At 43.7% G+C, this 18,991-nt stretch carries 15 protein-coding genes; 5 read left to right on the top strand and 10 right to left on the bottom strand.

Translation table 11 applies throughout. The features are described 5' to 3' along the window. Window positions 1–41 precede the first annotated feature (41 nt). Entirely contained in the window at window positions 42–302 is a 261-nt protein-coding gene (locus OCU50_RS18660; protein ID WP_010431978.1) for a DUF5062 family protein, read from the bottom strand. 442 nt (window positions 303–744) lie between these two features. On the opposite strand from OCU50_RS18660, the gene OCU50_RS18655 reads away from it, so the two are divergent. Continuing rightward, a complete protein-coding gene (locus tag OCU50_RS18655; RefSeq protein ID WP_060469189.1) occupies window positions 745–960 on the top strand; it encodes a hypothetical protein in 216 nt (71 codons plus the stop codon). Between the two features lie 144 nt (window positions 961–1,104). Here the strand turns inward: OCU50_RS18655 and OCU50_RS18650 are convergent, their stop codons facing one another. From OCU50_RS18650 to betI, 8 genes are all read right to left on the bottom strand, one after another. Beyond that, window positions 1,105–1,761: a Qnr family pentapeptide repeat protein gene (locus OCU50_RS18650; RefSeq protein ID WP_060469188.1), complete on the bottom strand. Its 657-nt coding sequence runs from the start codon at window positions 1,759–1,761 to the stop codon at window positions 1,105–1,107. A gap of 426 nt (window positions 1,762–2,187) precedes the next feature. Beyond that, a complete protein-coding gene (locus OCU50_RS18645; RefSeq protein WP_060469187.1) occupies window positions 2,188–2,670 on the bottom strand; it encodes a MarR family winged helix-turn-helix transcriptional regulator in 483 nt (160 codons plus the stop codon). A 371-nt stretch (window positions 2,671–3,041) separates the two neighbouring features. Continuing rightward, the gene (choV, locus tag OCU50_RS18640) at window positions 3,042–4,271 is read right to left on the bottom strand and encodes a choline ABC transporter ATP-binding protein (RefSeq protein WP_060469186.1); all 1,230 of its coding nucleotides are present in this window, start codon (window positions 4,269–4,271) and stop codon (window positions 3,042–3,044) included. A 2-nt stretch (window positions 4,272–4,273) separates the two neighbouring features. Continuing rightward, window positions 4,274–5,116, bottom strand: a complete 843-nt coding sequence (gene choW / locus OCU50_RS18635) for a choline ABC transporter permease subunit (RefSeq protein ID WP_029627173.1) — start codon at window positions 5,114–5,116, stop codon at window positions 4,274–4,276. A gap of 65 nt (window positions 5,117–5,181) precedes the next feature. Continuing rightward, window positions 5,182–6,183, bottom strand: coding sequence for a choline ABC transporter substrate-binding protein (locus tag OCU50_RS18630; protein ID WP_060469185.1), 1,002 nt, complete (start codon window positions 6,181–6,183; stop codon window positions 5,182–5,184). 120 nt (window positions 6,184–6,303) lie between these two features. Then, a complete protein-coding gene (gene betA / locus OCU50_RS18625; protein ID WP_060469184.1) occupies window positions 6,304–8,016 on the bottom strand; it encodes a choline dehydrogenase in 1,713 nt (570 codons plus the stop codon). Between the two features lie 31 nt (window positions 8,017–8,047). Continuing rightward, window positions 8,048–9,508: a betaine-aldehyde dehydrogenase gene (gene betB, locus OCU50_RS18620; protein WP_060469183.1), complete on the bottom strand. Its 1,461-nt coding sequence runs from the start codon at window positions 9,506–9,508 to the stop codon at window positions 8,048–8,050. Between the two features lie 74 nt (window positions 9,509–9,582). Then, a complete protein-coding gene (betI, locus tag OCU50_RS18615) occupies window positions 9,583–10,191 on the bottom strand; it encodes a transcriptional regulator BetI (RefSeq protein ID WP_017057752.1) in 609 nt (202 codons plus the stop codon). A gap of 621 nt (window positions 10,192–10,812) precedes the next feature. Between betI and OCU50_RS18610 the strand changes: the two genes are divergently transcribed. From OCU50_RS18610 to OCU50_RS18595, 4 genes are all read left to right on the top strand, one after another. Then, complete coding sequence (locus tag OCU50_RS18610; protein WP_060469182.1) at window positions 10,813–11,517, top strand: response regulator; 705 nt, start codon at window positions 10,813–10,815, stop codon at window positions 11,515–11,517. A gap of 36 nt (window positions 11,518–11,553) precedes the next feature. Then, window positions 11,554–12,873, top strand: coding sequence for a sensor histidine kinase (locus OCU50_RS18605; RefSeq protein WP_060469181.1), 1,320 nt, complete (start codon window positions 11,554–11,556; stop codon window positions 12,871–12,873). Between the two features lie 642 nt (window positions 12,874–13,515). Next, window positions 13,516–15,900, top strand: coding sequence for a M4 family metallopeptidase (locus OCU50_RS18600; RefSeq protein ID WP_060469180.1), 2,385 nt, complete (start codon window positions 13,516–13,518; stop codon window positions 15,898–15,900). Window positions 15,901–16,057: 157 nt separating this feature from the next. Further along, window positions 16,058–17,593 carry a M28 family metallopeptidase gene (locus OCU50_RS18595; RefSeq protein WP_060469179.1) on the top strand — a complete coding sequence of 512 codons (1,536 nt, stop codon included), beginning with the start codon at window positions 16,058–16,060 and terminating at the stop codon, window positions 17,591–17,593. Between the two features lie 182 nt (window positions 17,594–17,775). Here the strand turns inward: OCU50_RS18595 and lhgO are convergent, their stop codons facing one another. Further along, on the bottom strand, window positions 17,776–18,990 hold the full coding sequence (lhgO, locus tag OCU50_RS18590; protein ID WP_060469178.1) for an L-2-hydroxyglutarate oxidase: 1,215 nt from the start codon (window positions 18,988–18,990) through the stop codon (window positions 17,776–17,778). Window position 18,991: the final 1 nt, after the last annotated feature.

Genomic DNA, 18,991 nt, shown 5'->3' with positions numbered 1-18,991 from the left:
TGAAAAAGAAACGGATTCAGATACACCCGTTTAACTTTTACTTACTTTAGAGGATCATTGTCAGGTAATGCTTTGTGTATCCATAACGCTAAGCGCTTTTTAATGTTTGCTCCATCAAGCTTACTTTCGGGTAACGGCGTTATCTGGTTCACTTCAACAAGAAACAAATACACCGCTTTAACCTTTATTGGTTGAGATGAATGTGGCAAATCAAAGCCCTGCAATTTTGCCATCTTAAAACCGACCTCGACTGCTTTTTTCACCAGCTTATCTTCATTAATGATCTTCGCGGTTTTCGACATATTATCTCCATCACCTTTACCGAGCGAACAATAAGTATATCAAACAGATATCGTTCACAAGATTACCGTGCTCCCAAATCGAACACTCTTCCTGATAAATACCATAAACGAATCACCGTTTGGGAAAAGGTTCTAGTTTGAATTTCATGTACAACGTTTAATGGTCAAAAAATCCACCTTTTTACAAAAGACCAATAAATGAGACTTTCAGCCAAGAAACTAAAAATCGAACAAAATTTGACTTATCATTATAAAGAATACAGCATATTATTATCATTCAGACAATAAGCGCTCCCTCTAAAATCAATAACCCTCTGTTATTTAATCAGTTTTATACTAAAACGACTTAGATCATACTTACCGTTTCCTGTAACGAAAATTACTTACAAAACACTCAATAATAAAATAGAATAAACCCACTAATTTTATACTGGTGTTAAAAATGCGTTACCTGTGGGCTTCATTCTGTCATAAAAATCCAATTCTCGGACGAATCGTTCATATCCTTGTTATGTTGGTAGCGTTAGCTTCTATCGTTGTTCCACTGCTCTCGACAGATGCGACAACAATCCTTGTGGCACTGGGTACAGCCCTTGTGTGTATTGTTCTATTCGTTTTCTTTGCGCTCAGTGACAAAATGCGTTCAGGCATGCACTAAACTCCACTTTTCATAACTTACCGTCTCTTTTCGAGCATCGATATTAAACTGACCGTTTCCAGAGAAACAAAAGCGCCCAAAGTTATTCGCTTTCGGGCGCTTTTAGTTTCGGAGCGCATTACTCGCTCAACTTCACCGAACCTATCAATCTGGCATGACAACAATACCCATGCTTTCAAGCAGTTGCTCTTGCTGCCAAGCGACGATTTTAATCCCCGATGTGTCTACCTTGCGAGGATCTAACCCTTCTAATTCAGCATGGCATAAGTTGGCACCTTGCATACTGAATTGCCCCCATACGTCTTCCGAGAACACACCGCGACTGAGATCCGACTCTTTCAGTGACGCGCCGCCAAGGTAAGTACCAATCCAACGGTTTTCAAACAGCTCGCACTTCTCTAAACAAGCTTGTTCAAAATTGGCGTATGACAGGTTACAGCCCGTAATATACGCTGAGCAAAAATACATTCTATTACTTACCTGATTGGCAAAGTTAGCACGAGTAAAGTTCGCCCCTTTCAAGTCACAATCACGTAGCTCAATACCATAACAATTCGCGTTACTAAAATTCGCCATTGCCAACTGGCAATTTTGGAAGCTTGCATCTCGTAAGTCGGCAATATCAAAGCGGCATCCCTCAATATCGCCTTGCTCAATAAACTTACAGTTAATAAAGGTTGCGTCACGTAAGTTCGAACGTCTGAAATCACAACAAATAAACGTACAGGCTGTAAATGTCATTTCAGACAGGTCTTGCTGAACAAAACTGTGGTGATGATAAGTGCTGTTATTGGTGTCCATTTAGCCCCCTAAAGAAATTAAGCTAAGACTACCATTGCGATCTTAAGAAAACACCAAATTAAAAACCAACAAAAACAGCAACTTAAAACACCCTAATTTAGCCATTTTAAGACACCAAACAAGCCCTTTAAGGTTGTTATTTTCGATTTATAGGATGTGCTTATCTTGAAAAAAGTTTTGTCGCTTAGAAGGAGCATATAAGATGAGACACAACGAGAAGATAATCATCATATGTCAGTATGAACTTGATGCAATACCCTATACAGATACACTCGCTGATAATCGGTCTTTCTCAGGCCCAATTTGTATCGACAGGCCACAACTAAAAGGTGATTTGTACCAGTAAAATCTGAGGAGTAAGGAGGCCAAGATCAAAAATGGCCGCTAAAAGCGACCATTTGAAATCTATTAAAATTAATTCAAACCCTAGCTCTTAGCTACGTTTGCAATTCCTTCAAGCTGAAGAACGGGAGCGGCGTCGATGTCTTCTGCGTTCATCATTGCTGATACTCGCTGCATTGAAGAAAGCAGTAAGCTTTGCTCCCACGGTTCTAAATTTTGGAACTTCTTAACAAAGTTATCTTGCAGTGGTGGGGGCGCGTTATTAAGCAACTCTTGCCCTTTTTCAGTCAAGTTCGCGTGAACTTTGCGGCGGTCAGACGAACTGCGCACTCGTTGTACATAACCATTTAACTCTAGACGGTCGATGATCGTCGTCGTCGTTGCTTGGCTTACATTGGTCTGATTAGACAATTCTTTGATTGTCACATTACCCATTTCTTGGATTGCTCTCATTAAGATTAATTGAGGGCCAGTCATACCATATTCTTTACTCAGCTTCTTCGAGTGTAAATCGATAGCGCGAATAATTTGTCGAATAGCGACCAGGATTTCGTCATGTTTGTCCAAGATGCAGACCTTTGTACTAATATATTGTGAGTGGCTTTACAGCGTCGAAGTGATTAGATGTCCTAAGTGATTAAGTCAGGCACGTTCGAATTACACTGTAAATTGATAAATTAATTCATTGATTTTTTCCGCATTGTACTTATGTTCATAGTATTCTCAATCTTTTCTATGCTTCTGAATTTGCGCAGACCAACATTTTTGTTTAACGAGTGCCGATATTTGGCCTTAAAGAGACGAACAGGGTAAGAAAAGGCGAGAAGTTGTTGGTAAATAAAAAGACGATTTAGTCAAATAGGTAGTGAGATCTCGCGATCTCGCGACCTCACTACCTATTTTATCCGTTAGAAAACGAGTTAACTCAGCTCAAACCATTAAGCGGCACTGTTGAGTTGAAAATTCCCTATTAGCGCGTTGTAAAACTCACTGTTATCCAAAATACCAACCAATTGATTGTTTTCAACCAACAGAATTGGGTTATTACTTATCTGTTTCAATTTAATCGCATCACGCATTCCAATCTCAGGGCTCGCCACTACAACACTCGACGCGCTAATCGCGGTTAGATCGTCAGATTCATTCCACTCAACAAGCGCCAAAGTTGGCTCACCTTTTACCGATAATGACCCTTCAGTCTGTTCTATCCATAAATCTTTTGAATCACAAATCTTCCAACTCTCATTATCTTTCCTCAGTGAATCAAGAGGCTGCATGAGTGAACGACCTTTCAATACGTTCAACGGGTTAGTGTGGGCAACAAAGTCCTTCACATATTCCGTTTTTGGCGTTAACACGATTTCTTCAGGTTTGCCGTGTTGAATCAGTTTTCCCGATTCCATGATAGCGATGTTATTACCAATCTTTAGCGCTTCATCAAGGTCATGACTCACAAACAAAATCGTTTTGTTAAGTTTATTTTGTAGCGCAATCAGTTCATCTTGAAGTTGCGCACGAATCAAAGGATCAAGCGCAGAAAAGGGTTCATCCATCAATAGAATGTCAGTATCCATCGCAAAAGCACGCGCCAAACCCACACGTTGCTGCATACCACCAGAAAGCTCATGAGGGAATTTTGTTTCCCACTCTGATAAGCCAACCATCTCCAGTTGCTCACGCGCTTTAGCACGGCGAGCATCTTTAGCGACACCCTGCATTTCAAGGCCAAACGCGACATTATCTAATACAGTTAACCACGGCATTAAAGCAAATTTTTGGAACACCATAGAAACACGGTGTGTACGTAAGTGGCGCAATGTCGCTTCGTCGCACTGTTCGCCTAAATCAACCAGCTTATCGCCATCTTTGATTGCCAATGAACCACGGCTAATTTCATTCAAACCGTTAACAGCGCGAAGCAGTGAAGATTTACCCGAGCCAGACAAACCCATGAGTACGCAGATTTCGCCTTCTTTAACGGTCAGTGAAACATTATCGACACCCACTACTTGGCCCGCTTCATCGATGATCTCTTGGCGAGTTTTGCCTTGGTCGAGTAGTTCAAGCGCTTGATTAGCTTTGTCACCAAACACAACATCGAGATTCTTAATAGTAATAGCATCCATAGCTTTACTTTCTTCAAGCACACTTTTGTTTACTAGAGACATAATTAAGCTTCCTTCTGGTTGGGTGTTTTGCACAAGCGATCAAGAATAATTGCTACTAAAACAATCGCTAATCCGGCTTCAAAGCCTTGTGAAATGTTTACTGTGTTTAGAGCTCGAACGACTGGCTTGCCAAGACCATCAGCCCCTACCAGTGCCGCAATAACTACCATTGAAAGCGATAACATAATGCACTGTGTGATACCTGCCATGATGCTTGGTAAAGCCGCCGGCAATTCAACTTTGAGTAGCAACTTCATGCGGCTAGCACCAAAAGCTTTACCTGCTTCAATCAATTCTTCTGGTACTTTTGTGACACCCAGATAGGTCAAACGAATCGGCGATGCTATCGCGAAGATGATCGTCGAGATTAAGCCAGGTACGATGCCTAAACCAAACAGCACTAAGGTCGGAATCAAGTACACAAACGTTGGGACTGTCTGCATTAAATCAAGCACTGGACGCAGCAGCGTATAGAGCCAAGGACGATGAGCTGCCATGATGCCAACTGGAACACCAATTAATACGGAAATCGTTGTCGCCGCAAAGACGAGAACAAAGGTTTCCAGCATTTCTTGCCAATAGCCAAGGTTGAGGATAGTGAGAAGCGCTGCGACAACAAAGATCACCAACGACAGTTTACGGTGTAAATACCATGCGATTGCCGCCGTGATCACGATTGGCAGCGCAGGTGGCATCCATTTAAATACATCGACTAAAAAAAGAATAACGGTTTCCAAGAAGATAGAAATAGCATCAAAAAAACCTGCTGCGTTAATTGTTAACCAGTCAACACCAGTTTCCATCCATTGTCCGACAGGGATTTTGTTTTCCGTAATAAAATTCACAATATTGCCTTTGATTATTGGTGAGCCGAAGCTCACCTTTGTTATTTATGTAACTGGGTAGAGAACTAAGCTTTTACCTGCTTTAGGTAGTCAGTAACGGCTTGAGTTGCTGATTCACCTTTATGTGTTTTTACGTTGTCTAACCAAGCTTCCACTTGCTGTGGGTTGCTATTTAGCCATTGTTGAGCCGCTTTTTCAGGCTTAACGTTTTGGTTAAGGATTTCTTCCATCAACTGGTTTTCCATCTCTAGAGTAAACTCTAGGTTCTGTAGAAGTTGACCGACGTTTGCGCACTCAGACAGGTAGTTTGAACGAACATTGGTGTAAACATTTGCGCCGCCGTAGTTAGGACCAAAGAATTCATCACCACCTGATAGGTATTCCATTTCAACATTGCTGTTCATTGGGTGAGGTGCCCAACCAAGGTAAACAATCCATTGGCTACGGCGTGCGGCGCGTGATACTTGAGATACCATGCCTGCTTCGCTTGATTCCACTAGGCTAAAATCTTTTAAGCCAAATGCGTCAGAATCAATCATTGATTGGATTAAACGGTTACCATCGTTGCCCGGTTCGATGCCGTAGATACGGTCTTTAAACTTGTCGGCATGTTTTGCGAGATCAGTGAAACTTTTCACACCAGAGTCGTACACATATTTTGGTACGGCTAGTGTGTATTTAGCGCCTTCAAGGTTGGCACGAACGGTTTCCACAGTGCCCGCTTCACGGTACTTAGCAATATCGCCTTCCATAGTTGGCATCCAGTTACCTAAAAAGACATCAATATCACCGTTGGCCATTGAAGAATAAGTTACCGGTACTGAAAGTAGGTCGGTTTTGGTTTTGTAACCAAGGCCTTTTAATAGTTCAGATGTAACAGCAGTTGTTGCAGTAATGTCTGTCCAGCCCACATCAGCGAAACGCACGTTTTCACATTGCTGTGGTTCAATAGAAGCATTAGCACCAAATGCAAATGAGCTGATGGCTAATGTTGCGAACGCCTTCGTTTTTAACGCATTGCTTGCTAAAGGCTTTTTTGTCGCGGTTTGTGTATGTTGAGTCGTCATAATGATTCCTTTTTATCTTTCCTTTTACTGCCCTAACTCATACAAGTAAGGGAAGTTCTGCTAACTTTTTACTAATTTTTGTTATTACTGATTTTCTTATTTTTATTCAGTAACAGAGACTTACGCCTCTCTTACTGGTTTATTTATTCTTTGTTTCTCTTCCCATTCAGGCGCAATCCACACTGGAACGTCTTGTTCTTTAAGTGCAGGCTTGCCCAGAATCAAATCAGAAGCACGCTCAGCTACCATAATGGTTGGTGCGTTTAAGTTGCCATTTGGAATGGTTGGGAAAACAGATGAATCCACCACACGTAAGTTGTCGATGCCGCGGACTCGACACTCTTCATCAAGCACCGCCATTGGGTCGTTGTCTGAACCCATTTTGCAGCCGCATGAAGGATGGTAGGCGCTTTCAACGTTCTGCTTAACCCATTCATCAATCGCTTCATCAGAAGTAATGTTGAGACCAGGCTGAATCTCTTCACCTCGGTACACATCCATTGCAGGTTGAGACAGAATCTCACGCGTCAGGCGAATACAGTCACGCCAATCTTGGCGGTCTTGTTCGGTCGAGATGTAGTTGAAAATGATCTCTGGCTTGGCATGTGGATCAGCAGAAGTGATCGCCACCGTACCGCGGCTTTCTGGCTTATTGGGACCAACGTGTACTTGGAAGCCATGACCATCAAAGGCCGCTTGCCCGTCGTAACGCATTGCTGCTGGTAGGAAGTGGTATTGAATATTCGGCCACTTCAACCCTTTGCGTGAACGAATGAACGCGCATGATTCAAAGTGATTAGTAGCACCCAAACCTTTACGAGTCAGAATCCACTCTGCGCCAATCATGCCCTTGCTCACCAAGCCAAGCTTGCTGTTGAGAGTAATAGGCTCGTTGCAGTGATATTGGAAGTACACTTCTAAGTGGTCTTGCAGGTTTTCACCCACGCCGTTCAACTCGTGTTTTAGTTCAACGCCTGCCTTTTCAAGCACGGATTTCGGACCGATACCAGAAAGCTGCAGCAATTGAACAGAACCAATAGAGCCCGCTGACGAAATCACTTCTTTGTTCGCCACAGCAACTTGAGTATTGCCTGACTTTTCAAACTCGACACCAACGGCTTTCAAGCCTGATTGACCTTTTGAATCTTGAGCTTCAAGTAAGAAACGACGAGCCACGATGCCTTTTTTCAAGGTAAGGTTTGAACGCTTCAATGCACGGCGCAGATAAGCATTAGAGGTTGAGGCTCTAACACCCTTGTCTACTGTCATGTGCATGGTACCGAAGCCTTCTTGCTGGTAGCCGTTGTAGTCTTGTGTTTCTGGGTAACCGGCGTCTTTACCTGCATCAATAAATGCTTGATAAAGCGGATTAAGCTCCATATCGTTGCCGTTACAAGTGCCTACTGGACCATTGTCGCCACGATATTCGTCACCACCTTTGCTCCATGATTCAGCACGGCGGAAGTAAGGCAGACAGGCTTGGTAGTTCCAGCCCGCCGCACCCTCTTCTTCCCATTGATCAAAATCACACGCATGGCCACGCACATAAACCATACCGTTAATTGATGAGCTACCGCCTAATACTTTGCCACGTGGGCAATGCAGTTCACGTCCATCAAGGCCCGGCTCTTGCTCTGTTTCAAATTGCCACGCATACTTTTCAGTATTCATTGGGTAAGAAAGCGCCGTTGGCATTTGGATAAAAATGCTCTTATCCGTACCACCAGCTTCCAATAATAAAACGCTATGTTCACCGCTCTCTGTTAGTCTATCCGCTAACACACAGCCGGCCGAACCCGCGCCGACGATAATATAATCGTAGCGTTGTTCCATTTTGTTTCTCCGTTGAGTTGAGTGTTACGCGTTAGGCATATGGGCTAGCGAAATCGCCTAGCTCAATAAGAATGCTCTTGGTTTGCGTATAGTGAAGTAGAGTTTCTGGTCCATTTTCACGACCAATACCCGAAAGTTTGTAGCCACCGACAGGCATTTCTGCAGGTGAGTCACCCCATGTGTTAATCCAGCAAATACCGGCTTGCATTTGATGAATAACTCGGTGAGCGCGAGAAAGGTTTTGCGTGAATACGCCAGCAGCAAGGCCATATTTAGTGTCATTAGCACGGCGAATAACGTCGTCTTCGTCAGTAAACTTCATTACCGACATCACTGGACCAAAGATCTCTTGTTGGACATGTGGCATGCTGTCTTCGCAATCCACAAACACGGTTGGAGTAACAAAGTTGCCGCTCGCTAGGCCATTGGCCGTTACTTGATAACCACCAGTTAACAGGGTTGCACCAGACTGTTTAGCTAGCTCAATCGCTTCAAGAACTTTTGCAAGGTGTTCTTTAGAAATCAACGCGCCAACCTGAGTATCCATCTTCATTGGATCACCAATGATCAGCTTTTCAGTGCGTGTTTTAAGTTGAGCAATAAATGCGTTATAGATGTTTTCGTGTACATAAACACGAGTACCATTAGTGCATACTTCCCCTTGGGTATAGAAGTTTGCGACCATGGAAGCGGAGACCGCATCATCCAATTTCGCGTCATCAAACACGATCATTGGTGATTTGCCACCAAGCTCCATAGTGACCGATTTAAGCGTTTTGGCGCTATCGCCCATCACGGCTTTACCTGTACCAATTTCACCGGTGAATGACACTTTTGCGATGTCTGGGTGTGCGGTCAGCATCTGGCCAACGCGGTAATCTCCCTGAACCACGTTAAACACACCATCAGGAAGCCCCGCTTCGGTAAAAATTTCAGCGAGCTTAAGTGCCGTTAGCGGCGTTTCTTCTGACGGCTTGAAAATCATGGTGTTGCCCGCCGCGAGTGCCGGCGCTGATTTCCACATTGCGATTTGAATTGGATAGTTCCACGCACCGATACCTGCACAGATACCTAACGGTTCACGACGTGTGTAGAAGAATTGAGATTCACTAAGCGGTTGTTGGTCGCCTTGAAGAGTAGGAGCAAGGCCTGCGAAATATTCAATAACATCCGCGCCAGACGCCACATCCACTTCAATTGCTTCTTGCAACGGTTTGCCCGTATCAACAACCTCAAGGCTAGCAAGCTCATCATTTCGAGCTCTAAGTATCTCTACAGCTTTTAAAAGAATACGGCTGCGTTCAACGGCTGACATTGCTGACCATACCGCAAATCCACGTTTTGCCGATTCGATAGCACTATCCACATCCGCTGAAGATGCTTGGCCCAAAGTTGCGATAGATTCACCGTTTGCCGGATTAATACTATCAAAGGTTTCACCAGACGTTGCTTTAACTGCTTCGCCATCGATATATAATGAGTTCATTTCCATTTGAGATTCTGACTTAATTATTGTTTTAGACTCTACAGGTCTATATGTGAGTGTTTGTAATTCGAATGCTATGACTAGGTTTTATTCGAGTGACACGAGTAAAACGTCAGTTGCTTATCAAGGTAGTCATTGATGATAGCGCGTGCCTTTTGGGCATCGATACCTTCAGGGTTTAACGTGCCTCTCAGCCATAAACCATCAATCAAAGAAGCAATACCGTGAGCAACGAGCTCCGCCTGTTCATGATTAAGAATACCTTTCAACTCAAGGCGTAAATGCGAAAGTAAACGTCTTTCATTCACGCGCTGAAGTCTTTTCAATTGTTGGTCATGCATCGAATATGACCAAAATGCCAACCACGTTTTTGCGACCTTGTTTTCGGCTTGGTAGCCTTCGAAGTTCCCTTCAATGATCGCATTAATCCTCTGCTGGTGAGCATCAACAGGGAGTGCTTTTAATGCCGTGGTAATGGTGTTGGATAATTGGCGAAGAATTTCACGCATAGTCTCTTCAAGCAGGCCATGCTTTCCACCAAAATAGTGATTAATGATGCCCGTTGAAACTCCCGCTTCCTTACTGATCAAAGCAATACTTGCGGCATGTAAACCCACTCGATCAATCACGGTCATCGTGGCTTGTACGAGCTGTGGTTTACGTATATCAGGCATCCCAACCTTCGGCATTTTTTAGTCCTTTTATTTTTTATTGAACGTTTAGTTAAATATAAAATGACAGAAATTTAGTTAGGGTTCAAATGATTATTTAAAACAAACCCATAACAACGAACCGCCAATATATAAATAAATTAAATATAAACAATCACTTAAATATCATTTAGACCCCTAATTAAATTAATTAAAGATTTGAGGTGTGATGGTTATTGGTCGAATGTTTTCACTTAAAAAGTACAAAATTCAATCAAATTAATATTCTGTAAAAATTAGGCAGATCGTCTTAAAAGCAGATTCTAACGCTGAAAGTTAGAGGTAAAGGTAATGTCAGTAATGTATTTCGATAGTAGTGCTACCGTTATTCACTCCTGTGTAAAAGGTAAACTCTATTGATTAAGACTGTGACTATCGTCCTTACGAAGGTAATAGAATAAGTACGCTTTCTGAACATTGTTTTTTATTTTGCTCACTAATTCAAAATCAGCATTGAACTACCGTAGAAAGTGTTTAATCATTTACGTCAGATATTGTTCGCGAAGCATTTGAATTCAATATGCAACAATAGATCACCATAGAATCAAACTCGTTCAAAAAATCTCAATAAGTTAAACACCCAATAAGGCTGAAAATGGAATGACAAAACCTAAAATGATCATCGTGGAAGACGATTTGAAACTTCAGAAAATGTTGCAAGACTACTTTGTCGCGCAAGATTTTGATGTATTGGTTCTGGACGATGGCAGTAATGCCGCGCAAACCATTCTTGCCGAACAACCCGACATCGTATTGCTGGATTTAATGCTTCCTGTAACCGATGGGCTTACAATCTGCCGACAGACGCGTACGCTCTATAAAGGTAAAATCTTGATGTTGACCGCCAGTGATGACGATTTTGACCACGTCGCTGGTTTAGAAATAGGGGCCGATGACTATGTGACCAAACCAATCAAGCCAAGAGTTCTGCTGGCAAGGGTTCGCTCGCTCATGCGCCGTCAAGAAGCCTACGCTCCTTCTGTCGATGACTCAGACACCCTTCAGTTTGATCAGCTCGTGTTAAGAAACATCTACAAAAAATGTGAACTTGCAGGTTCAGTTTTATCACTCACGGACAGTGAGTTTGACCTGCTATGGTTATTAGCAAATAACCCTGATACTCCGTTATCACGAGACTATTTAACCCAAACACTGCGCGGGATTGAGTATGACGGGATCGATAGGACGATTGATAACAAGGTCGTACGCCTAAGAAAGATACTCGGTGACGATCACACACCAGCAGAGAAAATTCAGACCATTCGCGGTAAAGGTTACTTATTTGTTTCGACCGCCTGGCGTTAACCTCGCTCAATACGAGCGTAATGAAAGAGAGCGATTATGCGACGTATCTATTTGGAGTCCCTACTTGGGCTGTTAGTTTGCTTTATGACTGGCCTTTTTGCCTACGAGATTTCTGTCTACCAGCTCAATACCGACTACGAATATGTAATGGAAGATTACGAAGCGACGGCCCACCAACAACTCATAGCAAACATCGCAAAAAATCAAGGCCTTGAAGCGGCTCACCAAGCGATAAATCAGTTTGCAGAAACCACACGAAATAAACTGGTCACGCTCAGCTCAAAAGATGAAATACCAGGCCCTGTTTCAGAGTTCTTTAGTACCAACCCGAATACCTTTATCTTTCACGATGATGAACGTGATCTATGGTTTCGCCTAACAGACAGTGACAATACCTATCATTACCTACCTGACAATGAAGCATTCGTACGGCAAAAAATCGAGCTAGAAGATGACCTTATTTGGTTATTCTTCCTTGCAAGTTTTATCTTATACGGCTTATGTCATCTAGTTATTATCTTCCGCCGCGTCAAAAAGCTTGAATACGCCACCCTACGCTTTGCAGAAGGGGATCTCTCTTCACGAGCAGAAACTTCAAGCGGCATTGCCATCGGCTCACTGAATAAGTCTTTCAACCTGATGGCTGACCGCATTCATCGCTTAATTGAGAGTAATCGCTCGCTCACCAACGCAGTGGCTCATGAGCTACGCACGCCAATATTTCGTATCCAGTGGCAAGCTGAAATGCTCAAAGACACGCCACTCAACGAAGCTCAACAAGACACCGTAGAAAGTATTGTCGAAGATACGGAAGAGATGGAAAAGATGGTCGATGAACTGTTGTGCTACGCCAAACTCGATAGCATTGATCTCGAAAACCGACAACAACCATTAGAGATAAGAGGCTTTCTCAATCACGCGATTATTCGTTGGAACAAAGAGACGGAGCTCAATATAGACTTATCACTGCCTGAACAAGCTCAATTGATAAAGGCGGATGAAACACTACTGAACCGCGCCTTAGATAACCTCGTCCGCAACGCCATGAAATTCGCACGCTCTCAAGTCTCAATTGAAACCAGCGTGCATCAAGATCAGCTACAAATCGCAGTACATGATGATGGTGATGGTGTCGCACAAGAGCATCAAGCCCGCCTGTTTGAACCGTTTTACGTTGGCGACAAAGCACGTAACAAAGCCAAGAGCGGCCATGGTTTGGGACTTTCTATCGTCGATAAGATCTGTGCTCAACACAACGCAACCGTGGAAGTTGGCCAAAGCCAAACCTTAAAGGGTGCGGTATTCACTATTACCATTCAGATATGTAATGATTCAGATGACAAACCCATGCAGTAACTACAAAACACCTCTGGAATAATGTTCAACATCGGTCGGGAGGTGCTGTCTCACGATTAACTTAACTACGTTCAAATGGGCGGTAAGAAGAAGTAATTCGTTACGAACCTTAGTTGCGTACCTTTAATTGGTAATCTGTACAAACTAAGCTCATCTAAGCCAGTGACCTCATCACTGGCTTTTTTCATCCAACAGATTTTGTGCTCTGTGCCAAGTAAGTGGTTAATTCACCCAGCTTCATGTAACAAATAACTCGAGGCATAAGCCTAAAAATCTTCAATTCCTTATCAAAATTGCTTGTAAATTCGCTGAATAACCTTCTGCTTAAAATCACAATTTGAAATCGTTGATCCTTCTATCAACCCAAAAACCATTAATTGAGGCACGGATCAATTTGTACTAAAAACTTAATTATCAATGAAAATTAACACTTAATAAAAGTATCATGATTGTATAAATAAAAGACGCGGGTGCGTTCAAAAATAAACAGAAACAATAACTATCTGTAAATATGACAAATATAAATTTCATGAATAAAAGAGAGCGCTGCCATGCTACTAAATAATCAGACCGAATAATGTAAATACATTGTATTAGTTTTGTTACTTTTTCTTTGAATTTACATAGAAAGAGAAAATAACAATGAAAATAAGAAAGCGTTTAGTTGCCGTTGCTATAGCCAGTGCTATGTCTTTGTCAGTTCATGCAAATGAATCCGTTAAAATCGATCAACCGATCAACTTTACCAACTTCTCAGGGTTGAACGCCCAGTTAGGTGTCAGTAACGCCTCTAACTTCAAAATGGTAAAAGAAGTTAGCCTCAAAAAGCGTGGTACCTACAAAGTTAAGATTCAACAGAATATTTGGGGCACACCAGTTTGGGGGCATTATCTAAATGCGACCCAAAGTGTGAAAGGTGGGGCGCTTAAGTCGGTTCAAGGCCTCTACCTTAGAACAACAACCCTAGAACGATCGTTTGTGAAACCATCCATCAATAGCTCTCAAGCCGTTGCTCTTGCGAGTAAAGACCTCAAGACTCAAGGCTTAACCAGCCAATTTCTAGACAATGTCCAACATGAGTTGTTTATTTATCAGGGCGCATCCACCCAAAGATCCGGTAAACAAGGCATTGGCACACAAGGAGCGGATAAAACACGCCTAGTGTACGTTGTCTCTTATCTTGTCGAAGGCAGCGAGCACCCTACTCGACCATTCACCATGTTAGACGCACATACGGGCGAAGTTATTGATCGCTGGGAAGGTATTGCTCACGCACAGGTTGGCACTGGCCCCGGTGGTAACGAAAAAACAGGCATGTACGAATACGGTACTGATTACCACTACCTAGATGTGTTGGAAAATGGCACAGAGTGTGTGATGGAGTCGGAAAATGTTGTCACCGTTGACCTCAATGGTGCTACCGATGGCGACACCACTTACCGCTATGAATGCCCTCGTAACGAACACAAAACCGTAAATGGTGCCTTCTCACCACTCAACGATGCCCACTACTTCGGTAACATTGTGTTCGACATGTATAAGAACTGGTTTGACACCGCTCCGCTCTCTTTCAAACTTATGATGCGTGTTCACTACGGTTCCAACTATGAGAATGCTTTCTGGGACGGCAAAGCAATGACCTTTGGCGATGGTGAAAGCTTCTTCTATCCACTTGTCAGCTTAGATGTATCAGCGCACGAAGTGAGCCATGGCTTCACGGAACAAAACTCAGGCTTAGTCTATGCAAATCAATCTGGTGGTATGAATGAGGCTTTCTCTGATATGGCTGGTGAAGCCGCTGAATACTATATGAAAGGCACCAATGACTGGATGGTCGGCCGTGATATCTTTAAAGAAGAAGGAGCTTTGCGTTACATGGACGATCCATCACGCGATGGCTCATCAATCAACAACGCCTCCGAATACTACGATGGCTTGAACGTGCACTACAGCTCTGGTGTGTTCAACAAAGCATTCTACCACCTAGCAACCACACAAGGTTGGGACACGAAGAAAGCGTTTGAATTGTTCGTGCTAGCCAACCAAATCTACTGGTCAGAAAACAGTGACTTCTGGCAAGGTGCTTGTGGCGTGAAAAACTCAGCAACCGACCTTGGCTACAGTGCCGATGACGTTGTTGCTGCGTTCAACCTAGTCGGTGTCAGTCCATGTGGCGAGCCACCATTGCCGCCAGAACCGGAATATCAAAATCTAATCAATGGCCAAGCTCAAACCGTGACTGGCGAAACAGGTTCGAAAACTTACTTCGATATCGAAGTACCAGAAGGCCTAGACAAGCTGACGATTGATCTGGCTGTCTCTACTGGTGACCCAGATATGTATGTCGGCCTGGACTATGCACCAAGCTCTCAAGAGAATATTTGTAAGAGTGAAACCGTGACCGATGAAGTCTGTGTCATTGAAAGCCCAGTAGCAGGTCGCTATACCATTAACGTTCTGGGTTACTCAGATTATGCAGATGCAAACCTAAAAGCATCATACGAAGCAGGCAATGCTAACGTACCGCCAATCTCTTCATTCGAACACACCATTGTTGGTAAAGAAGTAGAGCTACGCAGTACAAGTTCGGACAGCGATGGCCAGATCGTTTCTTACCAATGGAACCTAGGCGATGGCAACACGCAAACAGGTGAAGTGACTCGTTATACCTATGCTGAAGCTGGCGATTATGTGGTAACACTTTTCGTGACAGACGATGCTGGCGTTACTACGTCTACCAGCAAATCCATCAACATTGAAAGCAGTTCAAACGATGCCTTCCCACTAAAACTGAAGTTTGGTAACAAGAATCCGAACGGCAAAGCTCGCGTTAAGCTGGCATGGGATTACGACACCAACGACTACTTTGTGATTAAGCGTAATGGCAAAAATGTTGGTGCTACAGACTACAACTTATACGTCGACAAGTTCCGTCACAACGGTACGATTGATGTGGAGTACCAAGTGTGTACCTCAAGCGATATTTGTTCAGAAACCAAGCACTACCGTTTCATTAAAGCACAATAATCGATAATAAATTCAGGGCTCCTAAAGGGGCCCTGTTTCTCTATTTGGATAGTGAAAATATCCAATAGTAGCACCAGAAAGACAACGTCAGACAAGCGGCGGTAAATAGAAACAATACCAATCAGAACAATGATATTAACCATAAAAAGGACGACAAATGGCTATCAAAAAAAGCATCCTAGCATTCGCTATATTCGGGAGTGTCTCGGCTTACGCATCACTCGGCATTACGCCACCAGAGGGCTCAGAAGTTTGGATCACAACCGATGCTGATGCCCAGCACCTTGTGACTCAACACGGCGCAACAGTTTATTCAGGGCTGGTTGCGAACAAGAACTCCATTGTGGCTAAAATAAACGAGAAACAACTGGCTAAACTCTCTAGCCATATGCACGAAGAAACCCACCGCTGTGGTGGTTACATGGTGCATGAAGACCAAGCAAGTGCACTCAAAGCGGCAGCTATGCCACTGACGATGAGCACGTTCGAAAAGCCAGTGATCAGCCACCAAGATACCGTGAACGACTTACTCGCTCAGGTTGAACCCAATAACCTGGTCACAACCATAGAAAATCTGACCACTTTCACCAACCGTTTTTATACGACTTCTACTGGTGTTGCTGCTTCAGATTGGCTTTTAGAACGTTGGGAAGCGGAAATTAAAGATGTGCCGTATGCGTCTGCACGACAAATCACGCATGCCGAGTATCCGCAAAAATCCGTTGAAGTGACACTACTTGGCGCCAAATATCCTGAAGAGATCGTCGTTGTTGGTGGACACCTTGATTCGACCGTTGGATCTTGGACAAGCGAAGGCACCATCTCACCGGGAGCCGATGATGATGCGTCTGGCATTGCAACGGTAACAGAGTCGCTTCGCCTGATGATCGCCAGTGGCATTCAGCCAGACAAAACCATTAAATTCTATGGCTATGCTGCAGAAGAAGTAGGGCTACGCGGTTCACAAGATGTCGCTAACGCTTTAAGAGATGAGCAAGCAAACGTTGTCTCGGTACTGCAATTAGACATGACTAACTACAACGGTTCAGCGCACGATATCACCTTCATTACGGATTATACCGACAGCAATCTCACCGCCTATTTGAGTGAACTTATCGATACTTACGCCAGTGAGATCAGCTACGGCTTTGATGATTGTGGCTACGCCTGTTCTGACCACGCCTCATGGCACAATGTTGGCTATCCAGCAGCAATGCCTTTTGAGAGCATGTTCAACGATTACAACCCGAACATCCATACGGAACACGATACACTCAATAACTCCGACCCTACGGCAACACACGCAACAAAATTCGCCAAACTGGCGATTGCTTACCTCGTTGAAACCAGCCTTGATTCGCCAGTTTCAGGCCCTAAAGAGCTGCAAAATGGTGTCCCTGTTGAAGGCCTTACGGCGGGATATGGTGAAGAGCAATTCTTCACCTTTACGACTCAAGATGCCGGTCAGTTAACCGTAACAATGACCGGACCTCGCAGTGGTGATGCCGACCTATACGTCAAACACAACGGTGTGGTTTCGAACGCTAGCTACGATTGTCGTCCATACACAAATGGCAGTAACGAACAGTGTGTATTGAATAAACCTGCGGGTGAATTCAACATCATGGTGCGCGGTTACCGTAACTTTAACGATGTATCTATCGTCGCCAACTTTGTTCCTCAGTCGCTATGAGCCTTGTAAACCATCACTCATACGAGTTCCACCGAGCATCAGGCATATTTGTTAGGTAGAAATATTCTCTAGGTTAAATGGACAAAGTTAAAAAAATCCACGAGTTCGATCCTAAATAGAATTGAGCTCGCGGATTTTTTATTGTCTGCGGAAAAAGTTCGATCAATGATCTTCCGTTATCATCAAGCCGTCTTTTTCATCACCTTGGTGCAAATATATTCACCAATCGGCATTGCAGAGGTCGCGGCTGGCGATGGCGCATTGCACACATGCAAACTTCTTGGGCTTTCGGCAAACAGAAAATCATGAACTAAGGTGCCATCTTTGAGCACCGCTTGAGCGCGAATGCCTGCAGGGTAAGGCTTAAAATCATCAACCGTAATGCTCGGGCAGTACTTGTTGACCAATTTTAGGTAACCCGGCTTCCACCACGAGTTCTTAAATTCCACCAATCCTGTTTTCAGGTTATTCGCGGTGACTTTCCAAAAGCCTGCAAAGCTCAGCATCTGACAAGTGTCCTTAAAGCTAAAGTTAAGCTTGCCATAACCTTCTCGCTTCCAGCCTTGAACTGCATTTGGCCCTACTGTTACCGAGCCATCAATCATGCGTGTTAAGTGCACACCCAAGAAAGGCAGTTCAGGGTCTGGAATAGGATAAATAAGATGATTCACCACTTGGTTGTGTTTCGCGTCCAACTGATAGTACTCACCTCGATATGGGACAATCTGGAAGTCAGTTTCAATGCCTAGCATGCTGGTCATTCTGTCAGCCATCAAACCTGAGCACGTGATCAAGAATCGGCTATTGAGTTGAAGAGTCTGACCATCTACTTTGCACGTTAGCTGCACCTCATCTGCTTGTTCATCCGCCATGACCACTTCGGTGCCTAAACTGAGCTTGCCACCCGCTTCAACAAATTCTTGAGCCATCACTTCGGTCACTTTTTTATAATCCACAATACTGGTGGTTTTGACATAAATCGCGCCTAAGCCCGTTATGTTCGGCTCAGCAAGCTTCAGCTGTGCTTGATCCAAGAGATCGACATCAATATCGTTGTCCTGACAACGCTGATAGAGCGCGTTCATTCGCTCCACTTCTTGTTGACTGGTTGCAACCAACAGCTTGCCACAATTCTCAACAGGGATATCGTGCTGACTACAAAAAGCAATGGTGCGCTCTACACCACGTTTACAAAAATCCGCCTTTAAACTGCCCGGAGCGTAGTAAACACCAGCGTGAATCACCCCACTGTTATGGCCAGTTTGATGCTGCGCGAAGCCACGCTCTTTTTCCACTAAAAGAATACTTTTATCAGGGTGAGCTTGTTGCAATTGCCACGCGGTCGACACACCAACAATGCCACCACCTACAATAATATAGTCGTATATTGAATTCATA

The organism is Vibrio toranzoniae (genome assembly GCF_024347655.1).
Taxonomy (GTDB): domain Bacteria; phylum Pseudomonadota; class Gammaproteobacteria; order Enterobacterales; family Vibrionaceae; genus Vibrio; species Vibrio toranzoniae.
The sequence above is the reverse complement of the archived record's forward strand: the minus strand, read 5'-3'. Positions and strand labels throughout refer to the sequence as shown.

Coding starts and splice junctions, on each gene's coding strand:
- OCU50_RS18660 (WP_010431978.1), bottom strand. CDS start 302: ATGTCGAAAACCGCGAAGATCATTAATGAAGATAAGCTGGTGAAAAAA.
- OCU50_RS18655 (WP_060469189.1), top strand. CDS start 745: ATGCGTTACCTGTGGGCTTCATTCTGTCATAAAAATCCAATTCTCGGA.
- OCU50_RS18650 (WP_060469188.1), bottom strand. CDS start 1,761: ATGGACACCAATAACAGCACTTATCATCACCACAGTTTTGTTCAGCAA.
- choV (WP_060469186.1), bottom strand. CDS start 4,271: ATGTCTCTAGTAAACAAAAGTGTGCTTGAAGAAAGTAAAGCTATGGAT.
- OCU50_RS18630 (WP_060469185.1), bottom strand. CDS start 6,183: ATGACGACTCAACATACACAAACCGCGACAAAAAAGCCTTTAGCAAGC.
- betA (WP_060469184.1), bottom strand. CDS start 8,016: ATGGAACAACGCTACGATTATATTATCGTCGGCGCGGGTTCGGCCGGC.
- betB (WP_060469183.1), bottom strand. CDS start 9,508: ATGGAAATGAACTCATTATATATCGATGGCGAAGCAGTTAAAGCAACG.
- betI (WP_017057752.1), bottom strand. CDS start 10,191: ATGCCGAAGGTTGGGATGCCTGATATACGTAAACCACAGCTCGTACAA.
- OCU50_RS18610 (WP_060469182.1), top strand. CDS start 10,813: ATGACAAAACCTAAAATGATCATCGTGGAAGACGATTTGAAACTTCAG.
- OCU50_RS18605 (WP_060469181.1), top strand. CDS start 11,554: ATGCGACGTATCTATTTGGAGTCCCTACTTGGGCTGTTAGTTTGCTTT.
- OCU50_RS18600 (WP_060469180.1), top strand. CDS start 13,516: ATGAAAATAAGAAAGCGTTTAGTTGCCGTTGCTATAGCCAGTGCTATG.
- OCU50_RS18595 (WP_060469179.1), top strand. CDS start 16,058: ATGGCTATCAAAAAAAGCATCCTAGCATTCGCTATATTCGGGAGTGTC.
- lhgO (WP_060469178.1), bottom strand. CDS start 18,990: ATGAATTCAATATACGACTATATTATTGTAGGTGGTGGCATTGTTGGT.